The organism is Paenibacillus sp. J23TS9 (genome assembly GCF_018403225.1).
In the GTDB taxonomy this organism is placed as follows: domain Bacteria; phylum Bacillota; class Bacilli; order Paenibacillales; family Paenibacillaceae; genus Paenibacillus_AQ.
Genome location: NZ_BOSG01000001.1, coordinates 1,784,731 through 1,800,891 on the forward strand (window position 1 = coordinate 1,784,731; position 16,161 = coordinate 1,800,891).

13 protein-coding genes are annotated in these 16,161 nt (G+C 43.8%); 2 read left to right on the forward strand and 11 right to left on the reverse strand.

Translation table 11 applies throughout. The features are described from left to right. Window positions 1–20 precede the first annotated feature (20 nt). The 11 genes from KJS65_RS08500 to KJS65_RS08545 all read right to left on the reverse strand — a co-directional run bounded on the left by KJS65_RS08500 (window position 21) and on the right by KJS65_RS08545 (window position 10,870). On the reverse strand, window positions 21–1,388 hold the full coding sequence (locus tag KJS65_RS08500) for a sensor histidine kinase (RefSeq protein WP_213649437.1): 1,368 nt from the start codon (window positions 1,386–1,388) through the stop codon (window positions 21–23). Beyond that, the gene (locus KJS65_RS08505; protein WP_213649438.1) at window positions 1,385–2,059 is read right to left on the reverse strand and encodes a response regulator transcription factor; all 675 of its coding nucleotides are present in this window, start codon (window positions 2,057–2,059) and stop codon (window positions 1,385–1,387) included. The genes KJS65_RS08500 and KJS65_RS08505 overlap by 4 nt, the downstream gene beginning before the upstream one ends. A gap of 239 nt (window positions 2,060–2,298) precedes the next feature. Next, window positions 2,299–2,946 carry a FusB/FusC family EF-G-binding protein gene (locus KJS65_RS08510; RefSeq protein ID WP_213649439.1) on the reverse strand — a complete coding sequence of 216 codons (648 nt, stop codon included), beginning with the start codon at window positions 2,944–2,946 and terminating at the stop codon, window positions 2,299–2,301. Between the two features lie 297 nt (window positions 2,947–3,243). Then, window positions 3,244–4,671 (reverse strand): N-acetylmuramoyl-L-alanine amidase family protein, encoded by a 1,428-nt coding sequence (locus tag KJS65_RS08515; RefSeq protein ID WP_244864438.1) that lies wholly within the window; start codon window positions 4,669–4,671, stop codon window positions 3,244–3,246. Between the two features lie 187 nt (window positions 4,672–4,858). Next, the gene (locus tag KJS65_RS08520; protein ID WP_213649440.1) at window positions 4,859–5,947 is read right to left on the reverse strand and encodes a hypothetical protein; all 1,089 of its coding nucleotides are present in this window, start codon (window positions 5,945–5,947) and stop codon (window positions 4,859–4,861) included. Window positions 5,948–6,008: 61 nt separating this feature from the next. After that, a complete protein-coding gene (locus KJS65_RS08525) occupies window positions 6,009–7,115 on the reverse strand; it encodes a sensor histidine kinase (protein WP_244864439.1) in 1,107 nt (368 codons plus the stop codon). Then, entirely contained in the window at window positions 7,108–7,410 is a 303-nt protein-coding gene (locus tag KJS65_RS29815) for a hypothetical protein (RefSeq protein ID WP_244864440.1), read from the reverse strand. Before KJS65_RS29815 ends, KJS65_RS08525 begins: the two co-directional genes overlap by 8 nt. Before the next feature lie 3 nt (window positions 7,411–7,413). Beyond that, complete coding sequence (locus KJS65_RS08530) at window positions 7,414–8,076, reverse strand: response regulator transcription factor (protein WP_306432964.1); 663 nt, start codon at window positions 8,074–8,076, stop codon at window positions 7,414–7,416. A gap of 175 nt (window positions 8,077–8,251) precedes the next feature. After that, window positions 8,252–9,082, reverse strand: a complete 831-nt coding sequence (locus tag KJS65_RS08535) for a nucleotidyltransferase domain-containing protein (protein ID WP_213649441.1) — start codon at window positions 9,080–9,082, stop codon at window positions 8,252–8,254. A 21-nt stretch (window positions 9,083–9,103) separates the two neighbouring features. Continuing rightward, window positions 9,104–9,547 (reverse strand): DUF6843 domain-containing protein, encoded by a 444-nt coding sequence (locus KJS65_RS08540; protein WP_213649442.1) that lies wholly within the window; start codon window positions 9,545–9,547, stop codon window positions 9,104–9,106. A 342-nt stretch (window positions 9,548–9,889) separates the two neighbouring features. Then, window positions 9,890–10,870: an aldo/keto reductase gene (locus tag KJS65_RS08545; protein WP_213650704.1), complete on the reverse strand. Its 981-nt coding sequence runs from the start codon at window positions 10,868–10,870 to the stop codon at window positions 9,890–9,892. Window positions 10,871–11,205: 335 nt separating this feature from the next. Here KJS65_RS08545 and KJS65_RS08550 point away from each other — a divergent pair, with 335 nt between their 5' ends. Then, complete coding sequence (locus KJS65_RS08550; RefSeq protein WP_213649443.1) at window positions 11,206–15,204, forward strand: glycoside hydrolase family 10 protein; 3,999 nt, start codon at window positions 11,206–11,208, stop codon at window positions 15,202–15,204. 384 nt (window positions 15,205–15,588) lie between these two features. Then, window positions 15,589–16,158 (forward strand): DUF421 domain-containing protein, encoded by a 570-nt coding sequence (locus KJS65_RS08555; RefSeq protein ID WP_244864441.1) that lies wholly within the window; start codon window positions 15,589–15,591, stop codon window positions 16,156–16,158. Window positions 16,159–16,161: the final 3 nt, after the last annotated feature.

Consider the following 16,161-nt stretch of genomic DNA (forward strand, 5'->3'; position numbering starts at 1 on the left):
CATGAAGCCGTACAATTGAATTACTCAATTGAGGTTGTAATTGGCAAAGTGACAAAGAATGTCGTTCCTTGACCAGGCTCGCTCTCCACTCGAATGTCGCCTTGATGCAGCGAAATGATTTGCTTCACGATGGCAAGACCCATACCGCTGCCGCCATACTTACGACTATGGGAACGATCTGCCTTGAAGAACCGCTCGAATATACGCTTCTGGTCCTCCGAGGAAATACCAATACCCGTGTCGGATATTCGGACGATCACGTATTTGATATCTTGTTTGATGCTGACGTTAATGATGCCGCCATCCATGGAAAATTTAATACTATTGCCGATGATGTTCGTCCAGACCTGATTTAATAGATCATGATCTGCCATTAATCGGACGGCTTTCAAATTGAGGTCGAAATGAATATTACGCGCAGACCATTGCGGCTGAAGCGCCACGATAACCCGACGGATCTGTTCATCCAGGCTGAGCGTGACTAGACGAAGCTGCTGTGATTGTGATTCGAGCAAACTCAACTTGAGTAAGCTGTCGCTCATTTTGGACATCCGCTGCGCTTCCGTGATGATAATGTCCAGATACCGGCTTCGTTCCTGATCTGAGAGATTGACTTGCTTAAGGGCAAGCGCATAACCGGATATCGATGTGAGCGGAGATTGTACCTCATGCGACACGTTCGTTACGAATTCCCTGCGCATCTGCTCGAGCTGCTGCAGATCATGCATCATTTCTTCGAAGCTTCGAGCCAACGTTCCCAGCTCACCCGCCTGTTTAATATTCAAATTAATATTGAAATCTCCAGATGCGATACGTTTAGTCGCTTTTGTCAGCTTTTTGATCGGTCTGACCAGGAATACGGAGGCGATAAGAATCAATAGGCTTCCTGCTATCAACGAACTGATTGCAAAGGTCAATCCCCATTTGATGACAAAAGAGGCAGATGGGGGGGCGAGCGTTTCCAAAAACATCGCTTTCGTTCCCATCTCCGTTTTCAACGGCAACCCTAAGAGAACCGTAGCAATCCCATTCGGCGTGTCCTGAACAACCCCTCCATCGATGACTTTCTTGAGATTGTCCATCGTCACAGCAGCAGGCTTATGTCCGTTAAGTTTACCGTATGACTGAAACTGGCCTGTTGCTTCGTAAATCCGAATATAATAGGAATTGAGCTGCTTCATTTCACTCACGAACGCGTCCGCTTCGGGTAACGGAAGCGTCTTATAAATCCGGATGACGTCTTGACCAAAGTTGCGTAAATTGATTTGCGCATTCTGGTTCAATTTGTCTTCGAATATCCAAGTAGACGCATAAAAAGCAATGACTGTGCCAGCGATAACGGAGACGAGAAATGTCAGAACAACACGAATATATAAAGATTTGATCATTCGTGAACCTCAAGCCGGTACCCCAGCCCGCGCACCGTTTCGATCCGAAAATCAGGTGTCGTCGCGAACCTTTCGCGAAGGCGTTTGATATGTACGTCCACCGTTCGATCGTCGCCTGCGTAATCGATCCCCCAAATCTGATCAATCAACTGCTCCCGCGTATAGACTTGCCCGGGTGTGCCTGCGAGCTTATACAGTAATTCGAACTCCTTAAGCGGGAGCGTGAACGATTCCGTCCCTCGTATCACTTTATAAGTCTGCCGGTCAAGGGTGACGTTGCCGAACTTGATCGTCTGCGTAGAGCCAATCCGGTATCGTTTGAGCAATGCCCGAACACGAACTGTTAACTCAAGCGGATCGAATGGTTTCGTCAAATAATCATCCGTTCCCAGATCGAACCCTTTTACTTTCTCCCATGTCTCGCCTCGTGCAGTCAGCATTAGTAACGGAAGATCAGGATTGGCTCTTCGGAGTTCCTTGCATAACGTCCACCCATCCATGATCGGCATCATAATATCGAGCACGACAAGATCGACAGCAGTTGAGGCGTAGACAGTCAGTGCTTCCTTGCCGTCAGCGGCTTCGACCGTAGAGAATCCGTCGTTACGTAGAAATAAACAAACGAGTTCGCGAATGTTCGCATCGTCGTCAGCAACCAGTATAGTAGGCATTCGTTCCCTCTTTCCCTGTTATCATCCTATATTGAAGTTACTATTATAATTGAAATTCGCCTATTCTTCCAATAATCTTAGATACGATATTATCATGGGTGAAGATGACGGTTTGACTTCATGGAAATATCGGATCCATATCGCGAAAAGCCACACCTGGGTGAAGCATCAGGTGTGACTTTTCATTAAAATCAAAAAATTAAATAGGCTGCCGTATGGGCAGCCGTTTAAAACTAGTGTTATTTACGAACGGAGAGAATGAACTTCTCCAGTGCAGCTGTATCCGTAATACTCTGATTACATCCTTGGTTCTCCATACAAACATATTGTCCAATGGAAGAATAATGATCCGGTAAAGCGTTCGCAGGCTTAGTCTTCACCGTGAGGAAGGCAAGCTCTTGATGACGATTACAGAACAGGCAGTAACCTTTCTTGTGTGTCGGCGTAATTCTTCCCTCGATGCCGATAAACTGTCCTTCGAACGGATAAACAATGAATAATTTGTTCGTGGCAATATCTACCCAGCTCAGATACGTCACATATCGAAAGTCAATGGATCCCAGATCAGGTATTTTCAACTTTTTATTTTTAGGGAATAGCTTCTGAATCTGCTTCAGTGTAATCGGTGGATATGGTTCCAGATATGGTTCCAATGCGCTAAGATATCTCTGGAAATCAAATGCCGTCTCGAAGGTCGATATCTGCTCCAGCATTCGCTGCTGATCCTTTGTCAGACCGGGAAATGCTTCAATAATATTCGTAGCTGCACGATATCTTACCGTCTCCAAGACTCTCCGATCCGCGACGGTTCGCAGCGTTTTCTGAAGAAATTCCGCTTGCTTCGTAATAATGTTATATTGATGGTTTCTAATAAATGGTGTACTCATAGCTCTTCAGCCCCTTATATTTAATAAAAAAATCATAAGGTGCAAAGCCCGTTATTAGAAACGATAAAGTAAGTTTGGGCGATCGAATTCATTCTATCGCACCCCACGCAAAGTATCGCCCTAGATTAGGCTTTGCATGAGGACTTCCTAGCAAATGAGCAATTCAGCGTTGCCAACAGTAAAACCCCCAATCATAAATACATGCGAAAAGTATAGCAGGAAATCCCAAAGGGCGCAATTTGCTCTATATGGGCTCGTTGCCGATATAATGTGTTCGGTCCCATATTCCTGTATTACTTACCTGATGCTCAAATATTCTTTTATTCCATCGACAATGGCTTGAGCAGCTTTGTATTGTACGGTATTGGATAGCATCGCTTTTTCATCGGAGATATTGCTCAGGAATCCAACTTCTAATAGGACAGCAGCCATCTTCGTTTCTCTGATGACTTGCAAACTGCTATCTTTTACACCGCGGTCTTTCAGCCCGATCGCTTTAATTAATCGCTTGTGAATCGCATTAGCCAGCTCTTTACTGCTGCTTCGCTGATAATAATGAGTCTCTGTACCATTGGCTTGAGGAGACTCGAGAACACTGTTTCCATGTATAGATACAAATACGTCGGCATTTATTTTATTGGCGAACTGCACACGTTCCGTTCGGGTTGGGTACACGTCGGTATCGCGGGTCATCAATACTTCGATTTCAGGCTCCTTCAACAGGAGTTCTTGTACTTTCAGAGATAAAGCAAGATTAAAATCTTTCTCATGTTTCTTAGAGATACTTGTCGTCCCCGGATCACTTCCTCCATGTCCAGGATCGATCACTACAATCTTTCTCACCTGCTCACCTGCAGAGGGCGCTTGAATAGGAGATTCGAAATCACTGGTATCGTTTAAATCAATAACCAGTTGATCACCGATAAATTCATGATTAACGTGAATTACACTAGCTTGTATTAATTCAATCACGATTCTGACTTGATCTGGATCACGATCAAATAACGAATATCTCACTTCCGATACATTGGGTTGACCACGAACATCCAATTTACCCATAGATCCTGTATCCAATGGTTGAGATAAATCACCAAACGTTGTATTTGGTAAATCAACAACAATTCGATGAGGGTCTTTTAAATCTGATATGATTGGGGTAACTTTTCCATCCATACTTACAACGAGTTGGTTATTCAAAAACTTAATCTCGTTGATATGTTTTAACGATAATACTTTTTCATTGTTTTCTGAATGGGGAGTAGAATCTTCAGTTTGCGCAGAATCATTGTTGTTGCTTGTCAGATATACAATTTTATCCTTATTGTCCCAACTCACCGCGAGTCCCATCTCTTCACTTACGAAGCGTATAGGAACGACTACACTTTTATTCAGAATTTGAGGAGCGATATCCAGTATGACGGGCTTCTCTGCTACCTTCGCTTCTCTTTGGTCAACGTGTAAAGAAATTATATTTGAATTTTGCTGGATTTTTACAGAATGAGATTTTTGATCCCAATCCACTCTAAACTTCAGATTCTCAGCAACAACACGAATTGGGATCATAACATGCTCATTAATTACCGTAACCTGGACATCAGAAGGCAAAATCACTTTCTGACCGTCTAAAATGATCTTAGATTGGTTAGCTGCCGCCTGGCTTTGGCCTGGTAAAATGATAAGAAAGAATAGGGATAAAAACATTGAAAGAATGACTTTTTTCATCATGCACCTCTATTATGATTTCTTGAGCATTAATGCTAGTTTTTGGACGCAAAAATCCCACTTCAATATAGAAATGGGATTTTTGTCTGGTGATACATTGTAGAAGATTTAATTAGACAAACCAATTCTGAATGAGTTCTCTGTTATCACATGGAACATTTTTCTGTTTTATATAAAACATATCCTATGACTATTTCTTCTTTGGAGCCGGTTCATATATAAGACATCGTAACGTTTTTTCGGGATATCGCAATTCTGCTATATATGCGTTACCGTCTTCTAAGCTGATGGATATGGCTACAACGCCGCGTTGATCATATTTGACATCCTCAATGAATGACGTCTTTGTGATCACACGAGCTTCGCCCTGTTTCTCTCTTACTATGGTTCTTGCCGCATCAATCCAGCTGTGATCCTGTTTGATCTGCTCTTTCATAGGGGCTGTGATGGGCGTTCTCTTATAGTTTGAATTGAAGAGAGTGGTATCGATCACATTCCCGCTCAAGGAATCTATGAATACATCATACATGAAATAAGTTTCTCCGCTTGCTTGTAGTCTCTCCGCATTGTAAGGCTGAAAATGAACAACCCATTCTCCAATTTGACCAGGGCCAAATTTATGGTATGATGCGGTTACTTCCAGTTTCGAGACATCGACATCGAACAGACGAGTTACACTGTCATGAGCTTTTGCCAACGCATCTGCTTCACTTATATCTTTTGTATCGGGCTGGGGCTTGACGATCCGTTTGTTCAAAGCAAAATCCACTCGGGAGTACCAATCAATATACTGCAATAATTCCTCATCTGTCAGAAGCCGCTTAGGATATACATAAGCTGCTTTACTCAAGTCTAAATAGAAACTATAGTTTCCCTCTTTAAGGGGCAAAGGCTTATGAGGACGAATACCTTCATACATATATTGTTCCTTTAATACCTTCAGTCTTTTAGCCTCCTGATCGGTCATTTTACGGTTACTGGCTTCCGCTTCAACCTTGATGTTGTCAAAATAATGATAGATTTGTTGAATATCCTCGTCCGTCATCGTTTGTTCCAGATATTCCTTAACCGTCGTTACCGGAACTGGCGATTCTACCTTTAAAATCGGTATTTTGCTGTTTGCTAAAGTCATTGCTGGTATCCCTTGCCTCTTAGAATCCCCATGCAGTTCAGGTACAGGCGTGGGAACAAAATGCAGGACAGCAAACGTGCTGGCTGCGAGCAATCCGCCAGAAACGGCGATTATTGCGAGGGCTGCCAGGACATTCTTTTTGTTCACAGTTAAAACCTCCACTTTTTAAGTAGGCTTGACCGCCTATGTATACCTTAATTTAAAAATGTTATCGAGTTAGAAGGTTGTTGTTATGAAGTTGTAAATTAATTCGAATGGTTGTGCCGATCTGTTCCTCGGATTCGAGAAACAGCATCGCCTGATGCGCCTCCGCAATTTGACGGCATAAAGATAAACCAAGTCCTGCTCCCCCATGTTCTCTCGACCGGGCGTTGTCCACTCGATAGAATGGCTCAAACGCTAGTTCCACCTGCTTGGCACTCATACCTCTCCCAAAATCGCGCACCTCCAGTACAGCTGTGGAATTCTGTTCATAAGCGAGAAGTCTGATTTCGGAACCTTCGGATGAAGCGTGAATTGAATTTTCAATGCAATTGATCAGAAAAGACGCTAGTAGATCACGATCCCCCAATACGCTGTCGATTTCAACCTGAAGGACAAGTTTAATACCGGCCATCTCCAAATTATTGTGTTCCATTCGCCGGACGGATTCAAATATATCAACAACCGACACCGCTGTACGTTCTACCGGCTGGTGACTTAGGATGGAGAGATCCAGCAGCTTAAAGACCAGATTTTTCAAGCGCAATGTTTCGCTCCAGATATAACCGCTGGCCGTCATTCGTTCTTCTTCACCGATGTTTGCGGAATTCAAATATTGGGCGAAACCCTGCATACTTGTCAGAGGGGTTCTCAATTCGTGAGCCAGGTTATCGACAATTCTTTGCTTTGCCTCAGCCATAGCAGAAAGCTCGGTTACATGAAGTTCCACGGCTTCGGCCATACGGTTATAATTTTGCGCCAATTCACCAAATTCATCGTTATTCTTTAAAGTTACCCGTTCACCATAATTTCCTTCTGCGATATTTTTGGTCGTATTAGATAATAACCGCAAAGGTTTGGTTAACTGTCGGATCAGGATATACAGCAAAATAATAAGAATTGGACTGGCGATAAAATTGATATAAATAAAATAACGATTCAATTCGGCTTGTTTGGCATACAACTCCCCGATATCCCGCCGGTATGTCAGCAGGAGGTGATTGTAAGGAGCTGGCAGCTCTTTGGTAATGATAACTTCGCGTGCCGTTTCTTCATCTGCTTGTTCATTTGGTATTACGGGCATGTCCTTCGTAGCAGAATCGTCACTATACACTAAACTGCCCCTGATCCCATAATTGTAAAGTGATTCCCTGCTGCCGATAATAATCTGCATAAGAGCGTGCAACATCAAATAATACGGTATCATGAATGGACATCCCCCGGGATTTGATTGAATTCAAATTTTCATAGATGTTGTTGGCAATTAATGCCTGCTCACTGGATGCCCTTTGAATCTCTCTTTCCATATTAAGCTGCCAACTTTTTTTCATGATCATCATTACGCTTACATCAAGGGTAAGAATGAACAAGAGAAGCACGACCAGTAGTGATTTCTGCCAAAATCGCATGCCTCATCCCTCCGATTCTAGACGGTAACCAAGCTTATAAATCGTTTTTATGCGTTCTTCCCACCCTAGTTTTTTGCGAAGCTGCCTGATATGTACGTCCACGGTGCGGGTATCGCCTTCAAATTCATATCCCCAGGCAAGCTCCAACAGCTTGTCCCTGGACAACGCGATATTTCTGTTCTGAATCAAAACCTCCAACAGTTCAAACTCTCTTGCAGTTAATTCGACAAGTTGTCCGTTCTTATAAATCTTCCGTGCCGCCAAACGGACATCAACCCCTTCCGCAATAAATCCGTCATGTTCCTGTGCGTTCCGACGTAAAACCACATTTATGCGCGCAAGCAGCTCTAAAATTTCGAAAGGCTTAATAATATAATCATCCGCGCCGAGTTCAAACCCAGTAATGCGGTCATATAATGAATCTTTAGCGGTAATAAAAATAACCGGAACATTTAAATGCCGATTGCGTCTCATGAGCTCAAAACCGTCCAAACCGGGCAGCATAACGTCGAGCAAAATGAGATCAACCTTCTCCTGTTCCAGAATTGTCTGCATCTCCACCCCATTGAAAGCTTTAAAAAACTGATGCCCCACAAGCTTTAAATTCATTGTAATCAAGTCGCTAATCGGTTTTTCATCTTCAACTACCAATATGTTTGCCATCATTAATCCTCCATACATTTCATTGTTTATCTATTAAAAGTTCTTAGAATCCGTAGCTATGTATATAAACTTTTGTCGCATGCCCAGGATAAGAACGTATATCCATAAAATAAAAAATCCGCGATTTCCGCGAACTTTTAAGCGTATATGCTCTTGTCTCTCGACAGTAAGTTCCGTATTACATAAGGCTCTCTGTTTCGAGAATCAGATCACGCAGCAAACTTAAAGACCCTTCCAAATGATTCCGATCATTAGTCACTAAGCCTAGTATAGCATTTACTTTATTGATGTACTGCCTAGGAGCCACGCAAAATGAATCGGCAATGGCAACAGCTCCTTTTTCATTCATCCAGTAACATTCGTTAAGAGCGAATAAAACCTGATTCAAGCAGGATAATGATCGGAAACAGCATCCTGCAATATACGCTACATCTGTTTTATAAATACCTTTTCTTCCTGTATCAAGTGCAAAAGTAGCCTCCCAAAGAAACTTTTCAATGATTGCTTTTTTAAACTCGGGTGGATATGGAATCGTTCTAGTTTTCAATTCTCCAATAATACCGGAAGGATCCCATAGTATTTTGCACAATGCTATTTCCGAGAAATAAATCGAGTTGATAAATCCGTGCGGATGCCCAGGCTGATAGTCAATTGTAATTTCTCCTGAAAGACACTGCTCCATGACTGTTGAAACTTTATTGAGATCACGATATAGAATATCGACAGGATACTGATTAACACTCAGCCAACCGCCACCATTAATCCATGGTCCCCAGCCATCGATTGGCGTAACTAAGTTATCTTTACTAGCATCATCTATGATTGTGGCGACATGTTGAATCCCGGAAATATCTAATCCAATACCGGAATCGTAATATATGCCAATATCAATATCTGAATGGATATTATGACTTCCTCTGGCTCTTGATCCGCCAAGGACCAAAGCCCTCACACCATTTATTGGTTTTAAATTGTCAACAATCCTGTTAATCGTATGTTGTACTTCCATAAACACCCTCCCACTGTTCAGTCAACTTCCCCAAGATTGAAATTGTTCACCGCACTTCGTTCGTGTGACTTTCAGATACTGATGTCTTGTAATGATCGAACCAACCTCAGACGTACCGTTTCCTTTAACATGGATACAACTATGATCAATTGGCGTTCTTCGTCCGTTCTGATCCACATAATAATATTGGTCTGTTACCAATCCGTATTCCATATCCGGTGTCGAAGTATCATAGGTTCCATTGGCGCGAAGCGGAATCACATCAAACTTCCCTTCCTTTTCAAGCTTAGGAGCACCTGCAACGTTATAATTCACTTGGATATCGCCTTCATAACCTTCGGGGATTAAAAAGATGTCGTTCGTTGAAGAGCTTTTAGGTAAAAAAACGAACGCTATCCCTAACGCAACAGCAACTGCAATGACAGTGATAATTATACGGTAAGAATATTTATGATTCCTTGCCATGATCCAATCCTCCTCGCTTAGGGATTCCAATGGATCCCCTGCACCGGCAGCTGCTTTAACACATACATTCTTCATTCATTATTATGTTAAACGTATATTTGTCTATGGAAGTTGCTGCTGCATGGCGATTTGCAGGCACGAAACGAATTTTAAGTTAAAAAGAGCTGCCCCATAAAAAAATGGAGCAGCATAAGGCATGATAGACCGATAATTATTCACTATTTTTGAGTGAGCTCCGTTCTACGATCCATGACTTCTGGGCAAGAACCCATGCGAGGGCAATTTTTGCCGGTGTAGCGTCTTTTACTGCTGCAATTTCCGCAATCGCCCCCTTCTTTTTAATTACTCAAATCCTATAATCGGATGAGGAACATACGGCGCTTCTAAAGACCTCATCTCTTCTACAGTCAATTGAATCGAAAGAGCAGCTGCTGCGTCTTCAAGATGGGATATTTTTGTTGCACCGATGATGGGAGCTGTTACCGGATTTTTCTGCAGCAGCCAGGCTAGTGCGATTTGAACACGAGGAACGCCCCGCTTCTCTGCGATGTCCGCTACCTGTTTCACAACTAACCGATCGGCATTCGCTGTAGCATCATATTTTGATTTCTGAACTTGGTCGGTTTCGGAACGATGCGTTGTTTCTGCCCAGTCACGCGTTAATCTTCCTGAAGCGAGCGGGCTATATGGAATGACACCAATTTTTTCTTCTCTACAAAGAGGAAGCATTTCCCTCTCCTCTTCACGATAGATGAGGTTTAGATGGTTTTGCATAGATATAAAACGGGTCCAGCCATTCTTCTCAGCTACATGCAGTGCTTTCAGGAATTGCCACGAATACATGGCAGAAGCGCCTATATATCTTGCTTTACCTGCCTTTACCACATCATGCAGGGCTTCCATCGTCTCTTCGATCGGCGTATTGTAATCCCACCGGTGAATCTGATACAGATCCACATAATCTGTTCCCAATCTCTTCAGACTTTTATCGATTTCACTCATGATGGCTTTACGGGAAAGTCCGGCGCCATTAGGACCTGGATGCATACGAAAATGAACTTTCGTCGCAAGGACGATTTCATCCCGGTTGGCATAATCCTTTAACGCTCTTCCCACAATTTCTTCGCTGGTTCCGTCGGAATACACATTGGCCGTATCAAAAAAATTGATGCCCCTATCAAGTGCGTTTTTTATAATGGGACGACTGCGCTCTTCATCGAGAACCCATGGGTGAATCCACCGGTCTGCCACGCCAAAACCCATGCAGCCCAAACAAAGGCGAGACACATCCAAGCCTGTATTCCCGAGTTTCACATATTCCATCTCATGATTCCCCGCTTTCGGATCGTATTCTATCAATAAAGAGTGGTATTCAAAGCAAAGCTTATCCGGATTATAGCATTGTCGGACGTATATGGTCATGTCCGTTACGGCCGTAATAATGGCTGTAAAAGAAACCATCCTTCTCATCCCATGCAAAATCCTTCTGCTTTACTTCACCGAAACTAAAATTATTTTATATGTAATAAGTACGGTATATTCTTTAATTTTGAGTAAGACATGCTTTCTTGTTGAATGGTATCATTTGGCGGGAAAGGAGAAAAGGTTCATGTAAATGTAAGCGCTTAATATTGAATCTATTAGGGGGAGTGCATTGAATGAGTAAATGGATCAAACAAGTCATGTCCATCTTAATCGTAGCGGCTTTGCTTATTCCATCAGGCTGGTTCACTTCGAATGTAAAAGCTGAAACAACGCAGCTGGAAGAACCGGTAACAGTTTACCATGAAACATTTGCTGACGGGGTCGGTACAGCCATTCAATCGGGCGGTGCTAGCCTGACGCAGGTCTCCGACCAGGTTTTTTCAGGCAATGAGGATGGAAAAGCTTTATATGTAAGCAGTAGAACTCATGACTATGATGCTGCTGATTTCACTTTCACCGATTTGGGCTTGGAAAACGAGAAAACGTACACAATCAACGTGACCGGTTATGTGGATGCCGGAGTCGAGGTACCCGCTGGAGCACAAGCGTATCTTCAAACGGTTGACAAAAGCTACGGTTGGTTGGCGGGAGCCGATTTTAAAGCCGGGGAAGCATTCACTTTAAGCAAAGAGTTTACTCTGGATACCAGCAAGGGCGATACACGCCTACGTGTTCAATCCAATCCTGCAGGCGCCCCTGTTCCCTTCTACATCGGAGACATCCTCATTACCGAGAAAATAGCTTCCGGTGACGGCGGCGGTGAAGAAACACCTAGAGACCCGGCCTTACCTTTCTCTGAGATCAACTTTGAGGATCAAACGAATGGCGGCTTCGAAGGCAGATCAGGTACTGAAACGTTGACCGTCACCAATAAAGCCAATCATACTGCAGAAGGTTCATACGCTTTAAAAGTAGAAGGAAGAACAGCCACATGGCACGGGCCGTCATTACGTGTGGAGAAATATGTGGACAAAGGCAGCGAGTATAAGATTTCGGCGTGGATCAAACTGATCGATCCCGCAAGCTCCCAGATCCAGATATCTACCCAAGTTGGCACCGGAAGCAGTGCTAATTATGTGGCTCTAGCTCCCAAAACAATCAGTACCAGCGACGATTGGGTTCAGTTTGAGGGAACCTACCGATATAACAGAGTGGGCGGCGAATATTTAACCGTCTATGTGGAAAGTTCAAATAATGCGAACGCCTCCTTTTTTATCGATGATATCAGATTTGAAAAAACAAGCTCGGGCCCAATCGAAATTCAGAAGGATTTGACTGCCATCAAAAAAGTGTATCAAAACGATTTCCTGATCGGAAACGCCATCTCGGCGGAGGATCTGGAGGGAGTTCGGCTTGAGCTTTTGAAAATGCATCACAATGTCGCCACGGCAGGCAACGCCATGAAGCCGGATGCGCTGCAGCCGACGAAAGACAACTTTACTTATAACGCAGCGGATGCCATGGTTGGGAAAGTTCTATCTGAAGGCATGCAGATGCATGGACATGTGCTGGTATGGCACCAGCAGTCTCCCACCTGGATGAATACGACACAGAATGCACAAGGAAACACCGTATCTTTGAGCCGTGAAGAAGCCTTAGAAAACTTGCGAACCCATATTCAAACCGTTATGGAGCACTTCGGCAACAAGGTGATTTCCTGGGATGTCGTCAATGAAGCGATGAGCGATAATCCGTCGAATCCGGCCGATTTGAAAACGTCATTACGCCAATCCCCCTGGTATAATGCCATCGGTCCAGATTATGTAGAGCAAGCGTTCCTGGCCGCAAGAGAAGTGTTAGACAATCATCCCGATTGGAATATCAAGCTTTATTACAATGATTACAACGAAGATAACCAGAATAAAGCCCAGGCCATTTACAACATGGTTAAAACAATCAATGATCAGTACGCTCTGACACACCAAGGCAAACGGCTGATCGACGGTGTTGGCATGCAAGGGCACTATAATGTCAATACAAACCCGGAAAATGTGAAGCTGTCCCTGGAGAAGTTTATTTCCTTAGGCGTGGAAGTCAGCATCAGCGAGCTTGACATTCAGGCTGGAAGCAACTACCAACTCACCGAGAAGCTTGCCAATGCTCAGGGCTATCTGTACGCCCAATTGATGAATATCTTCAAGGAACATGCCGCAAACATCAGCCGCATTACCTTCTGGGGAATGGATGATAACACGAGCTGGAGGGCCTCCTCCAATCCATTGTTGTTTGATAAAAGCCTGCAAGCCAAACCGGCTTACTATGGCGTCATTGATCCGGACAAATTTATGGAAGAACATCATCCGGAGTCGGGAAATGCCAACCAATCCACTGCCATGTATGGTACTCCTATTATTGACGGGATAATCGATGAGGTTTGGAGCCAAGCTCCTGCCATGCCGATGAACCGGTATCAGATGGCATGGCAAGGCGCGACCGGAGCGGCTAAAGCGCTCTGGGATGAACAAAATCTGTATGTATTAATCCAAGTCAGCGATGCTCAGCTCGACAAATCAAGCGAAAATGTTTGGGAACAAGATTCCGTTGAAATCTTTAAGGACGAAAACAACGCGAAAACCACGTTCTATCAAGATGACGATGGACAGTACAGGATAAACTTTGACAACGAGACTTCATTCAATCCTGCCAGCGTCGCAGAAGGTTTCAAATCGGCAACCAAGGTTTCGGGAACAAATTACACGGTTGAAGTGAAGATTCCATTCAAGTCGATTACGCCGACAAATCAGATGAAAATAGGCTTCGACGCTCAGGTTAATGATGCGAAAGACGGTGCCCGCCAAAGCGCTGCCGCATGGAATGATACAACTGGCAATGGCTATCAGGATCCATCCGTTTTCGGCGTACTTACCCTCTCCGGCAAACCCGCAAAGCCGGATGACAACAGCTCCGGCAATGGTAACGGCGGAAACGGAAACAATGGTGACAGTAGCAACAGCCATGGTAGTGACAGCGTTATAGAAAGCAGCCCGCAAACAGCAGGAAACTCTGGGAGCGGGGATGGCGTGATTACGATCAAGCCGGGAGTAAAGATCTCCAATGGTCGTGCGGTCAGCACCATTTTCAGCGACAGCTTGAAAAAGGCGCTGGAGCAAGCCTTTCCAACAAACGGCAGGAAACAAATCGTTATTGAAATGACAAAACAAAAAGATGTACGATCATATGAATTTCAATTGCCGGCTCAAAGTCTGAAAGGTCAGGAAACCTTCGAGCTTGTGTTGAAGACAGAAAACGCGGTCCTTCATATTCCAAGCAACATGCTGTCCAATATGTCAGTAAACGCTGAGCAGGTGTCTATCCGCATTGGCACTGCCTCCACGGACCATTTGGATGCAGCTGCCCGCGAAAGGATCGGCAGCCATCCGGTTATCAATCTGAACATCGTAGCAGGCGACAGCATCATTGCCTGGAATAACCCAAATGCGCCTATAACAGTAACTATCCCTTACACGCTGACAGCGGATGAGCTTAGCCATCCGGACCACATCGTAGTATGGTTCATTGATAGTAAAGGCAGCGTGATCCCTGTTCCGAATGGTCGGTATAATGCGGCAACCGGAACGGTTGTTTTCCAAACGACCCATTTTAGTACTTTTGCAGTAGCCTATGTATCCAAGACGTTTAGCGATCTGCAAAACGTCCCTTGGGCAAAACAAGCCATTGATGCCATGGCAGCCCGCGATATCATCAAAGGAACAGCCGAGAGCAGCTTTTCACCAGAAGCATCCATCACAAGAGCCGACTTTATATCGCTTCTTGTCAGAACCCTTGAATTAAAAGGTACAGTCAATAATGAAGCAATGTTCAGTGATGTCGAACCATCCGCATATTATAGTAACGAACTTGCTATCGCCAATTCACTCGGAATCGCGGCTGGCTTTGAGGACAATACGTTCAAGCCCGGTAGTAATATCTCCCGTCAAGATATGATGGTGCTAACTGCACGCTCGTTAGCGGTTGTCGGTAAACAAGTTGAAGATAACGTAAGTTTAGATGCTTATCCCGATGCGGCGAGCATTTCCGGTTACGCCAAAGTCAGCGCGGGTGCACTGATGAAATACGGAGTTGTAAACGGCATGAATGGCAAAATCGCGCCGAAAGATTTGCTCACCCGTGCAGAAGCGGCAGTGATTCTGTACCGTATCTGGAATCTGTAGCAAACCCAATACACTCTAGTCAGCAGGCTGGCGCTGGTACATTATCGGCGTCAGCTTTTTTTTGAATTGTTGTAGAATCGAATAGTCAAGACTTTCTCCGGCGAACTTTCGAATAGAAACTAACTCCTCTGTATTGAAAGGATGTACTTTCTAGCTGGCATGACAAACCCAATGCAAGAACTCATTGATGTTGCCTTATATTGATTAGTACCTATCGGGAACATGGAGGAATGATTAGGGATAACTGGGTAGCCGTGCTGAATTCTGGTCGCGCCGAAACTCAGTTGGCTCCATCCCATATAATCTGAAAACTTATCAAAAGGAATATATTTCTGGGAATGTGAACACTCTAATTTTGAAATATTTTCATATGGAGGGGTTCCTTTGGATTTTTCTTGGATTTGGGATTCATTTTTTTTGATTATTGCTGCAATGGTTCTTTTGAGAATTGCCGGGAGAAAATCCATCGCACAAATGAGCGTGGTTACAACGGTTATCATCATTTCGATCGGTACTACCATCGTTCAGCCTATAGCCAATCACAGTATATATAAGGCTGTGGGTTCTGCCGCTATTTTTATTGCGACCTTGTTCATTATTGAGTATTTACAGGTTAAGTTTAACTGGTTTGAAAAGATTGTGTCTGGAACCTCTAAAATCGTCGTGGAGAATGGGCATATTGTTCAGGAAAATTTACGTTCTTTAAGAATGACTGTGGATCAGCTGGAGATGAAACTGCGGGAAAAAGGAATATCCAATATAGCAGACGTTAAGAATGCGACACTGGAATCTAACGGTCAATTGGGTTATGAATTGATGCATCATGCTAAACCACTAACTATTGGGGATTTGGAGAAATTACTTGGACTGAAGCAAGGAGAAGATCCCAATTTGCTCTTTCAAGAAGTGATACAAAATCGAAATTCACAATCTGTTGAATCCAAATTGCAATGATCC

What these genes read in the sequence shown, in the direction of transcription:
- KJS65_RS08500 (WP_213649437.1), bottom strand. Translation starts at nt 1,388, where the DNA reads ATGATCAAATCTTTATATATTCGTGTTGTTCTGACATTTCTCGTCTCC.
- KJS65_RS08505 (WP_213649438.1), bottom strand. Translation starts at nt 2,059, where the DNA reads ATGCCTACTATACTGGTTGCTGACGACGATGCGAACATTCGCGAACTC.
- KJS65_RS08510 (WP_213649439.1), bottom strand. Translation starts at nt 2,946, where the DNA reads ATGAGTACACCATTTATTAGAAACCATCAATATAACATTATTACGAAG.
- KJS65_RS08515 (WP_244864438.1), bottom strand. Translation starts at nt 4,671, where the DNA reads ATGATGAAAAAAGTCATTCTTTCAATGTTTTTATCCCTATTCTTTCTT.
- KJS65_RS29815 (WP_244864440.1), bottom strand. Translation starts at nt 7,410, where the DNA reads ATGCGATTTTGGCAGAAATCACTACTGGTCGTGCTTCTCTTGTTCATT.
- KJS65_RS08530 (WP_306432964.1), bottom strand. Translation starts at nt 8,076, where the DNA reads ATGATGGCAAACATATTGGTAGTTGAAGATGAAAAACCGATTAGCGAC.
- KJS65_RS08535 (WP_213649441.1), bottom strand. Translation starts at nt 9,082, where the DNA reads ATGGAAGTACAACATACGATTAACAGGATTGTTGACAATTTAAAACCA.
- KJS65_RS08540 (WP_213649442.1), bottom strand. Translation starts at nt 9,547, where the DNA reads ATGGCAAGGAATCATAAATATTCTTACCGTATAATTATCACTGTCATT.
- KJS65_RS08545 (WP_213650704.1), bottom strand. Translation starts at nt 10,870, where the DNA reads ATGGAATATGTGAAACTCGGGAATACAGGCTTGGATGTGTCTCGCCTT.
- KJS65_RS08550 (WP_213649443.1), top strand. Translation starts at nt 11,206, where the DNA reads ATGAGTAAATGGATCAAACAAGTCATGTCCATCTTAATCGTAGCGGCT.